This is a genomic window from Spirosoma sp. 48-14 (assembly GCF_001898575.1).
Taxonomy (GTDB): Bacteria; Bacteroidota; Bacteroidia; order Cytophagales; family Spirosomataceae; genus Spirosoma.
Map to the genome: position 1 here is coordinate 310,613 of NZ_MKUD01000022.1, position 11,358 is coordinate 321,970.

An 11,358-nucleotide genomic window follows, 5' to 3' on the forward strand; every position below is an offset into this window, starting at 1 on the left:
TATGAAACAAACAGCTATACTTCTCTTAAGTATTTCCTTAGTATGCAGCCAGCAGGCTTGTAAAAATCGTCAGCAAACGAACACACAAACGGCTGATACAACAACGACCGCACCGGCTTCACAACCCGATACAGACGTAACGATTACTGACCGCCTGGCTGAGTTGGGGCTGACGGCCGACAGTGATTGGCGCGGTATTACGTTGGGTGATGACTTTGATAAGGTGAAAGGAGCCGAGAAAGGTGAACCGTTCGAGAGTGATGATGATCACGTTGGTTATACCATCGAGTTCAAGAACCTTGAATCGGCGGATATGCTCTACTATCAGACCGCCAAAAAAGTATCGGCCATTGATGTCGATTTATTCCTGAACAACCGCGAGTCGGTTAATGCTTATCAGAAAGAGCTGGGAGCCTATTTTACTGCCCATTATGGTACACCAAAGGCTAATCAATGGACGAGCCCGAACGGAATTACAGTGACCATGAAAGACGTTTCGAAAGGCAAGGATTTCGGTCTGAAAGTCAGAATGTCGATTGCAAACGGATCGGCCACGGCTTCTGCAAAATAGCCGGTTTGGCAAGGATGAAATCTATTTGTAATAGCCCCACACTTCGCGCGACGCGATACCGGGTTTAGAAATGCTTGTTTTAACCGCAAATTCGTCCAGCACCGTTTTGCCGCTCATACGGTCGCTGGGAAGTTGGTTTACGGGTATATGAGGCTCGTTCGACTCCTTAGTGTTGGTCAATATGAAGGCAACGGGCAACACATATTTCCCCTGAAGCTCAGGGTTGACGGGTGGCATCTTTTCCAGCGCATTTCGGACGACTAAATCGAACCGGAAGCCCGCATTATCGGGGCTCAGGATGGTTACGTTTGTGATTTGCCCCTGCTTGTCAATGTCGAAGCCTGCATATACCCGGCCATAAATACCCTGATTTTGCGCAAAGGCTGGATAAGTAATTTTTTGATGGAGTACCTGCGTAAACGTAGGATTGGCCATGAGTGGAGATTTCATGGTTCGGTCCCCCTCCATTAACTGATCGTAATAGGCAAGAACATCGATGAGTGCCTCCGGTGTAAGCGACTTATCGGTTAATTGGGTTTTAAGTTTGTCGGACTGCTCATACAGAACAGCCAGAATGGAATTGCTCTTGGCCAGATTGATCAACTCCGGTTTGGCTTCCCCTTTCTGAATGTAATAATCAATTTTAGTGATGTAAGCCCCGAGTGTGTAGATATCCTTACTATAGCTATCGAGTCGGCTATTGGCTCTGAGTTGCCGACTCATACCTTTCAGCAGTTTGGTTGGCCCATTGGATAGAACCATCAAATAAGGCCGGAACATATTGGTAGATATAGTGCCCTGAGGGCGAATAAAACGATCTGAATTGATCGTAAATGTTTCTGGCGTAATAATCTGAACAGCAGAATCACCCGGAAAACGGTAGAGCACTTCGTTAGTCACCAGATTGTAGGCGAGTTCGGCATCGACCTGCTTCCCCTGTTTATCTAACAAAACGGTGCCAGGTTGCCAGATTGGATAGGTAAGAAATGGGCTACCCTGATACGTTGTCTGCGTTCGGGCACTGGCATTGATGCCGCTTGCGTACGTTTCGAACGTAGTGAAAAGCTGCCCACTATCGTTCTGATATACGGTAAACTGGCCGTGGACATTCGTTACACAAATGATAATCAGAAGGAGAATTGACAGCTTCATAGCAGTAGATAGTAAGATTATTCAAGTAAGCACATGGTATTTATGGAGCAAAATACTGGAAAAAATTAATTTTTATTAATCCAGCACCACTACCGAATGAATAGTTAGTTGAGGAACGATCACAGTGGCGATACCATTGGCATACCGAACTGCTAATTGTTTATTTTCGGGTTGTTGCAGCACCCGTTTCGGTTGATGATCGGTACGTATACGAACTTGTAGATTCGTGAGGGGCGGTACCTCATCATACGTAAAAACCTGCGGATCGGCGTGACGACCTCCAGTGTTGATCAGGTTTACAGTGAGTCTGTTGTGCTGTTGCCCCAGAACGACATGGACTAAATGCGAGCCACGAACCTCAACAAGCGGGTTGGGTAGCAATGGCTTGGCTAGAGCAGCTATAAAATCGCGCAGACCCGTTGACTGATGGATACGATAGTCGGCGCTAATGTCGGCATAGATCGCAGTAAGCTTCCCTTTCCCCCAGGGTATTTCGGAAGCTACAACACCATTGACCAGTTCGTTAGCCTCTGATGCCAGAAATTTTCCAATGGGTTGAGCGGCTTTGCTGGCGAGTCGAACGGGTAGGAAAGGGCCGCTGAGCATCAGTGTCTTACCGTTCATCAAGATGGTCTTGGGCGAGCTAGTTGATTGAATCGGACCAGCAGTTACACCTAGTTCGGTTGCGAATTGCTGGGTAGTACGAGCCCCCATAATAAGTAAATGCCCCCCCTGTTGAGCATAATCAAGCAAGTCATGTCGGAAGGCGGGACTAAGCGAATCCTGCTGCGAGAGGACAATGAGCGGATATTGATTCATACGCCCCTGCAAATGCTGTTCCGACAGGACTTCAACCGGTAACTGGGCATCGAGCAGAGCGGTCAGTACTCCATTGATGCGCTGCGTTTGGCCGTTTCCGAACAGCGATTGATTGAAGGCCCGAACGGTCGTGTTTGCATAGACCACCGCCACTTGTGGAATTGGGGTAGTACCTTCGCAAAATGGTTGCCGGGCTCGAACAAAACGGCTAAGTTCAGTCATAACGGGTAAGTAACGCAGGGGAATAGCGGCTGTATTGCTTTGCTGATAGTATGCCTGAAAACCACCTCCCAGTGAAAGAATCTGTGCCGCATCCTGCATCAAATGGATGGCTGTTTTCTGGTCACCCTGCCGATTGGGGTTAAAGCTATACCAGAAACTCCACGACATAATATCCCAGGGCTTTTTATAGAGTTGGCTCTGGGCAGCCAGAATCCGGCCTTCCAGGGCTGCAGAATTAACGCTGTTGCCCGGTGTCAGATCACCCGACAGGTAATCGACATGTGTGGTAATCGGCTCTGGCATCATGGAAGAATACGCCCAGTTCGAAGCTATTCGGAATGTCGGGTGTTTCTGGTGAATAGTATCAACATATCGGCCCAGATAACGGACAAACGATCGACGAGCAAACTCCCGAAAGGCTTCATAGCCAGCATCTTTACTAGAACGTGGAATGGTAGTGATTCCGGTTTCTTCGCGGAAGCGCTGAAGGGCGGTTGGGGAGTAGTCGAGTATAGTAGCCCAGCATTCGCCATCTACCCAAACACCATTGGCTCCATAGCTGGCTAACTCGTTAAGTTGCGGGACCAAAAGCGAATCGGCGTAAGGGCCGTATACCGACGTTTTCGATTTATCGATAGAGCCATCGGCTTTAACAACGGCCCAGTTTGGATGCTTCTCGATAGCCGCCACATCAAAAACGCCCGAATAATGGAGGTATAAATCAACGCCATGTTTCTGAGTAATGCTCCGGTAAAAAGCCAGTGGATCACCCTTGATATTACGGGCATGAGTGGCCGTTGGTACTTTCGATGGGTAACTACTGATGCCTGGGTGACCTTTGCAGTCGACCTGGATGAAATCGGGTTTGATGGCTGTTAAAAGCGAATCGAGCGATTTCTCAGAAAGATTTTTGCCAATGGTAGTATCATTTTCAGTAGCATGGAAATCGAAATGCATGCCAAAATAGCGTTTAAGCGTTCGCGGGGTCTGCGCGAACGACTGAAAGCTAAAAACCATGAAGAATAGTACCCGGATGGCTCTCATTCGAAAAAAGGTTAATGCAAAATCAGGGAAGTAACTTCGATGGAGAGGTGTCCCGAAAATGAAAGAGTATATCGAATCGGCCTGTCAAAGTCGATACGGAATAATACTGCTCTGGCCGCGTTTCGTCAAAAGCCGCACCGGTTTCGAACAGAGGATGTTTGGATCCTAACCAGTTGGTTAAAGCAGGCGCTAATCCCGGCTGATTTAAATTGAGCATAAAATTGGAATACTGAGTTTTGCCCAATAAGTTGTTAAAGGACGTGCTTACATCGCCGGTACGAACGGATAATTGGGACAAAGGCGAATTATTCTTGGAGGCATCCCGAACCGTAAACGAACCATTCGTAAGGAAAGTGCAGATCGTCAGATACTTGTCTTTCAATAGTTGTTTTAAATAGCCGCCCATTGATGGTTGGCTACAGTTAGCATAGGGTATATTAGAAATGTGATAATTATGCGCCCATAGGCTTGCCTTACTCACATGCATTCGGGTAAGCATCCATTGCACATTCTCCGCCATATACATATCCCGTTTTATATAGGTATTGCAGACATCTCCATTCGTTATATCCGCCTGTTGGATCAGCACACGAACGGCCTGTCTGGCAATTTCGTAGTTCTCCCGGCCACCTGCTGCAGCCCATTTTGTTTCATTCGCTACAAACCTATTGTACAAACTAGCCAATGAATCGCTTCCTGGCAGGGAAGTCGGCTCTACTTTAGCCAGAAACTCATAGATTAATGGCCACTCATCATCCGCATACTGACAGTCGAAACCGTAAAAAGACAGTTGTTGATCTCCCGGTTTTCCAACATTGTAGTCTTTCATCCATTGTAGTAAGTCGCGTACTTCCTCCGTCGACCAGGTCCAGAAATACATACTTTTAGCGGCTACCGAAGCTGAGGCCAGGTTTGTTGTTTGGCCGTGAATAAACCGGTTTACAATCACCGAACGGCCAAAATTAGCTTCAAAGCCAATGGCCTTAATCCCGTGTTTTTGAACCATATATCGAAACAGACGGTCTTTCATCTGGAAAAACTCACGGGTACCGTGCGTGCCCTCGCCCATACCCACTACCTGGGCTTTAGTCAGAATGGTATCAAGAGGGGTCAGGTCAGTAAAATCACGGTTGGGGTCGGCATCCTGGATCGGTGCAATGCTTTTGTTTAAGGCTTGGACAATAGCGATTTGGTCGGTGGTTAACCCCTCAAACGGGTCCACATCGGGTTGTTTGCAGCCTGCTAAAAAGAGGCTAAACCCGAGAACGAATAAAACTCGATATCCCAATGAAGGCATAACCAATTGCTGATGTGGTGATACGATCGTCTATGTACTCTTCTGGCTTAGTTGACTGATAACGATACATCGTCATAGTAAGCTGTCCCCGTAGTGGTTGGCGAAAAGAAGATCAACACATACATACTGTAAGTATCCGCAGGAAACGAGTCGAAGGTGATCGAATATTCCTTGAAATCGCTCGTACCTGTAATCGGGACTTTGCCCTCAGTTGATGTATAAAAGGCCGACGCATAATTCTTATTGAGGCCGTAATTGCCACCGACGGCTATAACAATACCATTTCCCTGGACATTAACCGTCTTGATTTTCGCTTTCATCGTAAGTTTCGCGCCCGTGGGTATGTTCAGTATCTTAGCCCCATTTGGTGCTGACGAGCTGGGTGTGTAAAAAAGCTGTTGTAACAAGTGGTAGGTAGAATCATTGTAAGCTGCATTGCAGCTTACTTTAATGGAATGGCTAGGTGAGGAGGCAGCTTCGGTAGAGTACTCAACGGTATAACTATTTGGTTTGGTTTTGGAGACCCTGTTTACATTGGATAGCCAGTCTTGATAAGGAGAAGCTTCAAAATCACCATTTACCACGGCATTGGCAATCGATTGTGGTTGTGCATCGTCCTTTTTGCAGGAGTTGAACAGCAACGAACAGATCAGGAGCGATAGAAATAAGGCAAGGGCTTTCATTATAATAGGGAAAAGATGTAGATGAACAGATGGTAACATTACCGTGACGTAATAACAGCTATAATTGGTAAAAGTCAATTAAATCTTAGTTAATTTAGATTTTTGCGAATTGATTGCTGAATAGCTACAATTAAAAATTGCTATAAACGCAACAACCCCGACCGTTTGGTCGGGGTTGTTGCGTTTAGGCTATTCTGTGGTTTACACTTTATATACCCAGCCAAATTGATCGGCAATCTTACCCGTCCGTAAGTCGGTCAGGTAATTTTTTACCCGAACGGCAAACGAATCTTCGGGCGCAAATTCCGGCAGCATATAATCTTTACCATTATAGCCGATGAGCGAATAGGGCGACACAACCACGGCTGTACCCGCTCCGAAAGCTTCTGTCAATCGACCCGTTTCAATACCACTGATTATTTCCTCAATTGATACCCGACGTTCTTCAACAGGAACATCCCAACTGCGGGCAATCTGGATGATGGTGTCGCGCGTGACGCCTTTAAGAATCGAATCAGAGGTTGCCGGCGTAACGAGCTTTCCATCAATCACAAACATGATGTTCATGGTGCCCGATTCCTCAATGTATTTATGTTCACGGGCATCGGTCCAGATCAACTGATCGTAACCTTGCTGTTGAGCCAGCATCGTCGGGTACATCGAACCGGCGTAGTTACCAGCGCATTTGGCATAGCCAACTCCACCCGGTGCTGACCGAATGTACTCCGTTTCTACTTTCAGTTTAGGAGGGTTGGTATAGTAAGCGCCCACCGGACCTGTGAAAATACAGAAGCGATAGGTCTTAGAGGGAGCCACACCCAGATAGGTGTCGGTCGCAAACATAAACGGCCGAATATACAGCGAACTGTCAGGGGTATCAGGTACCCAACCAGCATCTACCCGCAATAGCGCTTCCAGACCACCCATGAATACGTCTTCGGTCAGGGTGGCCATGCACATCCGACGAGCCGATTCGTTCATCCGCTCAAAGTTGGCATGGGGCCGGAACATCAAAACCTCGCCAGCTTCATTTTTAAATGCTTTCAGACCTTCAAAAATCGACTGACCATAGTGTAGTGACGACAGAGCAGGGCTTAGCGTGAAATTGTCGAATGGCACAATCATCTGATTTTTCCATTCACCATCGACAAAATCGGCCACGAACATGTGGTCCGAGAAATGTTTTCCGAAAGGCAGATGGTTGAAATCTACCTCCTGAAGGCGGGAGCGTTCCGCTTTCCGCAATTCAATTTGCAATACGTCCGTCGTCATAACAGCTTGTGGTTAATGAGTTAGCCTGCTGAAGATCAGGCTGCGGCAAAGCTAAAAAATTAGATCGACTAAATTTAGTTGTCAAGACAACTTTTTTTTCATCGGTCGGAAAAATTAAATTCTGGGCTTCCAGACTACCTCGTCAGAACTCAATTCCTGTGCCATTTTCCGGCCAAGAACAAATAAATAATCGGATAATCGATTGATATATTGGAGCACACGTTCATCGACCGGCGATTGTTCATGAAGTGTAATGACCAGGCGTTCGGCTCGTCGGCAAACGGTTCGGGCCAGGTGGCAGAACGAAACGGCCTGATGACCTCCTGGCAGGATAAACGCCCGGAGCTCGGGTAGTTCAGTATCCATAGTATCCATCGCCTGTTCAAGCATCTCTATATCGTCGGCAGTAATACTAGGTATAGTTCGTCTGGGGGCTTTCTCTGGGTCTGTAGCCAGTTCAGCGCCCATTGTAAACAGCCGGTCCTGGATTTCCTTTAATAGCGTTGAACGGCTTTCATTGACGGGTTGATCTCGTACCAGACCAATCCAGGCGTTTAATTCATCAATGGTACCATAGGCATCAATCCGTAAATCAGCCTTGCTGACCCGGCGGCCTCCAATGAGCCCGGTCTGACCTTTGTCTCCCGTCTTTGTATAAATTTTCATAGTGGGTAGGGTATGAATGCGTGAAAACGTGTCATAAGGAGCGTTGAGTGAGCAATCGGGCGTTTGTGGGAGATACGTATGTTCAGTAATACAGCCATAAGTACGATAGTTCTACGAATCGAGTGAGCGAAACTAACGGATTTCAACCGTTCCAGCCGTAACTTTGCCCCCTGATTTTAACGAGTCGATAAAAGAGGTTGGGTTGGTTGTCCTTTCACTCTATCGCTCTTTCACTCTTTTACATGAAAGCAGGTACTTTTTTTGTCCGAACATGGCGCATTCTGTCCATAATCGGATTTGTTGGTTCATTATTTGCCAGTTATATCTCGTATCCCGAAGAGGTCGCTGTTCGATTCGATGATCTCAAACAGCCCATTCAAACCATTAATCGGGAAACGATCTTCTACCTTTCGGTTGCTATCTTTCTTATTGCCAATACGGTTTTAAGAGCTATTTCGAAATTGTTTTTACGCGTACCAACCGCTCAGATTCCTGTTCCTACAGGCGTATGGACAAGCCATCGTTCGTTGCTCAACGAGATTTTTACCAACTGGTTTTATGCGCTCATTGCTGCTATTAATACGATTCTGGCAATGGGTTTGTTCGTGTTATCATTGGTGAACCGCGCCGATCGGAGCCTGCAACCGTTTGATTATGCCTGGTTATTGCCAATAAGCACCGTTATTCTGATCGCTGTATTGGCTGGACTACCTATTCGTTTGTTCATGAAACCCGGTGATGATGACTGAGTCGAATGAATTGCTGCTAAGTCAGTTCCAGTACGATCTGCCTGATGAACGAATTGCCCGTTTTCCGCTAGCGCAACGCGATGCGTCGAAACTTCTTGTTTATCGAAGAGGGGAGATAGACCATGAACAGTTTTCTAGTTTACCAGCTTTATTGCCAAAGGAGAGTTTTCTGGTCTTCAACAATACCAAAGTCATTCCGGCCCGGTTGTATTTCACAAAGCCTACCGGCTCAGTAATCGAACTGTTTTTGTTGAATCCATTTCCAAACGATTTGCCCATCAGTCTGTCGATGGAAGCGACAGAGTCGGCAATCTGGCAGGGAATGATTGGCAATCGGAAACGTTGGAAACGGGACGAAACGTTGCTAGTACAGTTAGCTGGAAACGCAGAGCATAATGGTATTGACATTTCAGTTTCCTGGTACGACTACGACCAGTCGTTGGTTAAGCTTAGTTGGCAACCCGCTGAATTAACCTTCGCCCAAATCATTCACTACGCGGGCGAAATTCCGTTGCCACCCTACCTGAAACGGGACCCAACTGAGGCTGATCGGGAAACCTATCAGACAGTTTACTCGAAACAGGAAGGAGCGGTAGCAGCCCCAACAGCCGGACTGCATTTTACACCTACGGTATTTGACAATCTGAGTAAGCAGGGAATCGGTCATGATTATCTGACGTTACATGTCGGAGCTGGTACCTTTCAGCCGATCAAAACAGACGATGTCCGGCAACATCATATGCATACCGAGCAGGTAGTCTACACACAGCAAAATCTGCAAAACCTGCTTCAGCATGCAGGGAAAATTATTCCAGTAGGGACCACGTCAATGCGTGCGCTGGAAAGTTTATACTGGATGGGAGCCAAGTTAATCAATGGAGAGAATGAGCCGTTCCGACTGGACCAAAAGTATGCCTATCAACTACCGACCACTGATCAGCCTACTGTAAAAGCATCATTGATGACTGTGTTGCAGCATATGATCGAGACTCAACAGGAGACACTGGTTGCTCATACGGGAATCTATATTACACCCGGTTATGAGCTAAAACTTTGCAAAGGCATTATTACGAACTTTCATCAACCGGGTTCAACGCTCATTCTGCTTATTGCTGCCCTGATCGGTGATGACTGGAAGCGGGTTTACAACGAAGCCCTGCAAAATGACTATCGTTTCCTGAGTTACGGCGATTCATCGCTGCTTTTACCATAAAAAAGTATCTTTGCGATTCTTAAAGAGTGAAAGAGCGTAAGAGTGAAAGAGCGAATGGTTTTGTTCTCGCGTTAGCCACTCTTTCGCTCTTTCACTCTTTCACTCTTTGACAATTATGAATTTTATCGAAGAACTTCGCTGGCGTGGTATGTTGAACGACATGACCCCCGGCACCGAAGAACAATTACAAAAGGGAATGACTTCCGGTTATATCGGTTTCGACCCTACGGCAGCCTCGCTGCACATTGGTAACCTGGCTACGATCATGCTACTGGTGCACTTACAACGGGCAGGGCATAAACCATTTGCCCTGGTGGGCGGAGCAACCGGAATGATTGGTGATCCATCAGGCCGTTCGACGGAACGAGATTATCTGTCAGAAGAGACATTGCGTCGAAATCAGGAAGGAATACGGGCTCAACTAGCCCGCTTTCTGAATTTTGATTCGGGCGAAAATGCTGCTGAAATGGTCAATAACTATGATTGGTTTAAGGGATTGTCGTTTCTGGACTTTCTACGGGAAGCAGGGCAGCATATTACTGTAAACTACATGGTGGCCAAGGATTCTGTAAAAAAACGGCTTGAAACCGGATTGTCGTTTATGGAATTCTCTTATCAGCTGTTGCAGGGATACGATTTCTATTGGCTTTATAAAAACAAAGGTGTCCGACTCCAGATGGGCGGGTCGGACCAATGGGGCAATATAACTACTGGTACCGAATTAATCCGACGCAAAGAAAGCGGATCGGCAGATCCTTCCGTAGAACATCTGGCCTATGCCCTCACAACACCGTTGATTACAAAAGCAGACGGAACCAAATTTGGTAAGTCGGCTGGGGGCAACGTATGGCTTGATCCTGCCATGACATCCCCGTATCAGTTTTACCAATTCTGGCTCAATGCCTCTGATGACGATTGCCCAAGGTTAATCCGGGTATTTACATTGCTACCTAAGGAAGAGATCGAGGAATTAGAGCGACAGCATGCCGAAGCACCCCATTTACGCATTTTGCAGAAAGCCATTGCAAAAGATGTAACCATTCGGGTTCATTCGCAGGCTGGGTATGATCTAGCCGTAAAAGCATCGGAGGTCTTATTTGGTAAAGCAACACTGGATACTTTACGCTCCATTGCGTCAGACGAGTTCGATGTTATTTTCGAAGGAGTGCCTCAAACGGAAATAACAGCCGATGAGCTCGCCAGTTGTAAGGATATCACCGATCTACTGTCAGTAGCCAGTCGGGGCGAAGTGTATGCATCAAAAGGCGAAGCTCGTCGAGCAATTTCACAAAATGCGGTTAGTTTAAACAAAATTAAAGTATCTGATCCGGCCGCTCCTGTAGAGTTAGACTGGCTGCAAGAGCGCTATATTCTGGTATCGAAGGGTAAGAAAAATCACCTTTTGAAAAAAGTTTAAAAATTTTATTTCTACTAACTGATTGATATTGGGGTGCTTACCAAATATTGTTTGGTGAGCACCCCAATTATTTTAGAAGAAGGTCTTGACAAGGGTGAAAAAAGCCCCTACCTTTGCAGTCCCAAATCGAAAGAAACGGGGCTGATTGAGAAAGCAACCGCCTAACAATCAGTGAGTTAAGTATAAGCCCCTGAAAATCAAGTCAAAAAAATATTTTCAGATTTTACTTGACAAACCGCAAAAAGTCTCGTAC

The 11,358-nt window shown here is 46.5% G+C and carries 10 protein-coding genes; 4 read left to right on the forward strand and 6 right to left on the reverse strand.

Going from position 1 to position 11,358, the window contains the following annotated elements; all coding sequences use genetic code 11:
* Window position 1: 1 nt before the first annotated feature.
* Window positions 2-571 carry a hypothetical protein gene (locus BGO59_RS14220; protein ID WP_293684271.1) on the forward strand — a complete coding sequence of 190 codons (570 nt, stop codon included), beginning with the start codon at window positions 2-4 and terminating at the stop codon, window positions 569-571.
* Window positions 572-592: 21 nt separating this feature from the next.
* Here BGO59_RS14220 and BGO59_RS14225 read toward each other — a convergent pair whose 3' ends face one another.
* The 6 genes from BGO59_RS14225 to BGO59_RS14250 form a co-directional block, all read right to left on the reverse strand.
* Window positions 593-1,723, reverse strand: coding sequence for an energy transducer TonB (locus tag BGO59_RS14225; protein WP_293684272.1), 1,131 nt, complete (start codon window positions 1,721-1,723; stop codon window positions 593-595).
* Window positions 1,724-1,798: 75 nt separating this feature from the next.
* Window positions 1,799-3,808 carry an alpha-amylase family protein gene (locus BGO59_RS14230; protein WP_293684273.1) on the reverse strand — a complete coding sequence of 670 codons (2,010 nt, stop codon included), beginning with the start codon at window positions 3,806-3,808 and terminating at the stop codon, window positions 1,799-1,801.
* A 22-nt stretch (window positions 3,809-3,830) separates the two neighbouring features.
* The gene (locus tag BGO59_RS14235) at window positions 3,831-5,105 is read right to left on the reverse strand and encodes an erythromycin esterase family protein (RefSeq protein ID WP_293684274.1); all 1,275 of its coding nucleotides are present in this window, start codon (window positions 5,103-5,105) and stop codon (window positions 3,831-3,833) included.
* A 47-nt stretch (window positions 5,106-5,152) separates the two neighbouring features.
* Window positions 5,153-5,788, reverse strand: a complete 636-nt coding sequence (locus BGO59_RS14240; protein WP_293684275.1) for a hypothetical protein — start codon at window positions 5,786-5,788, stop codon at window positions 5,153-5,155.
* 201 nt (window positions 5,789-5,989) lie between these two features.
* The gene (locus BGO59_RS14245; protein ID WP_293684276.1) at window positions 5,990-7,060 is read right to left on the reverse strand and encodes a branched-chain amino acid aminotransferase; all 1,071 of its coding nucleotides are present in this window, start codon (window positions 7,058-7,060) and stop codon (window positions 5,990-5,992) included.
* Window positions 7,061-7,174: 114 nt separating this feature from the next.
* Complete coding sequence (locus tag BGO59_RS14250) at window positions 7,175-7,726, reverse strand: cob(I)yrinic acid a,c-diamide adenosyltransferase (protein WP_293684277.1); 552 nt, start codon at window positions 7,724-7,726, stop codon at window positions 7,175-7,177.
* 242 nt (window positions 7,727-7,968) lie between these two features.
* On the opposite strand from BGO59_RS14250, the gene BGO59_RS14255 reads away from it, so the two are divergent.
* The 3 genes from BGO59_RS14255 to tyrS all read left to right on the forward strand — a co-directional run bounded on the left by BGO59_RS14255 (window position 7,969) and on the right by tyrS (window position 11,105).
* Window positions 7,969-8,475 (forward strand): hypothetical protein, encoded by a 507-nt coding sequence (locus BGO59_RS14255; protein WP_293684278.1) that lies wholly within the window; start codon window positions 7,969-7,971, stop codon window positions 8,473-8,475.
* The gene (locus BGO59_RS14260; protein ID WP_293684279.1) at window positions 8,468-9,688 is read left to right on the forward strand and encodes an S-adenosylmethionine:tRNA ribosyltransferase-isomerase; all 1,221 of its coding nucleotides are present in this window, start codon (window positions 8,468-8,470) and stop codon (window positions 9,686-9,688) included. Before BGO59_RS14255 ends, BGO59_RS14260 begins: the two co-directional genes overlap by 8 nt.
* A gap of 115 nt (window positions 9,689-9,803) precedes the next feature.
* On the forward strand, window positions 9,804-11,105 hold the full coding sequence (tyrS, locus tag BGO59_RS14265) for a tyrosine--tRNA ligase (RefSeq protein ID WP_293684280.1): 1,302 nt from the start codon (window positions 9,804-9,806) through the stop codon (window positions 11,103-11,105).
* Window positions 11,106-11,358: the final 253 nt, after the last annotated feature.

Excerpts from the sequence above, each read along its gene's own strand:
- BGO59_RS14230 (WP_293684273.1), bottom strand. The coding sequence starts at position 3,808 with ATGAGAGCCATCCGGGTACTATTCTTCATGGTTTTTAGCTTTCAGTCG.
- BGO59_RS14235 (WP_293684274.1), bottom strand. The coding sequence starts at position 5,105 with ATGCCTTCATTGGGATATCGAGTTTTATTCGTTCTCGGGTTTAGCCTC.
- BGO59_RS14220 (WP_293684271.1), top strand. The coding sequence starts at position 2 with ATGAAACAAACAGCTATACTTCTCTTAAGTATTTCCTTAGTATGCAGC.
- BGO59_RS14245 (WP_293684276.1), bottom strand. The coding sequence starts at position 7,060 with ATGACGACGGACGTATTGCAAATTGAATTGCGGAAAGCGGAACGCTCC.
- BGO59_RS14250 (WP_293684277.1), bottom strand. The coding sequence starts at position 7,726 with ATGAAAATTTATACAAAGACGGGAGACAAAGGTCAGACCGGGCTCATT.
- BGO59_RS14240 (WP_293684275.1), bottom strand. The coding sequence starts at position 5,788 with ATGAAAGCCCTTGCCTTATTTCTATCGCTCCTGATCTGTTCGTTGCTG.
- tyrS (WP_293684280.1), top strand. The coding sequence starts at position 9,804 with ATGAATTTTATCGAAGAACTTCGCTGGCGTGGTATGTTGAACGACATG.
- BGO59_RS14225 (WP_293684272.1), bottom strand. The coding sequence starts at position 1,723 with ATGAAGCTGTCAATTCTCCTTCTGATTATCATTTGTGTAACGAATGTC.
- BGO59_RS14255 (WP_293684278.1), top strand. The coding sequence starts at position 7,969 with ATGAAAGCAGGTACTTTTTTTGTCCGAACATGGCGCATTCTGTCCATA.
- BGO59_RS14260 (WP_293684279.1), top strand. The coding sequence starts at position 8,468 with ATGACTGAGTCGAATGAATTGCTGCTAAGTCAGTTCCAGTACGATCTG.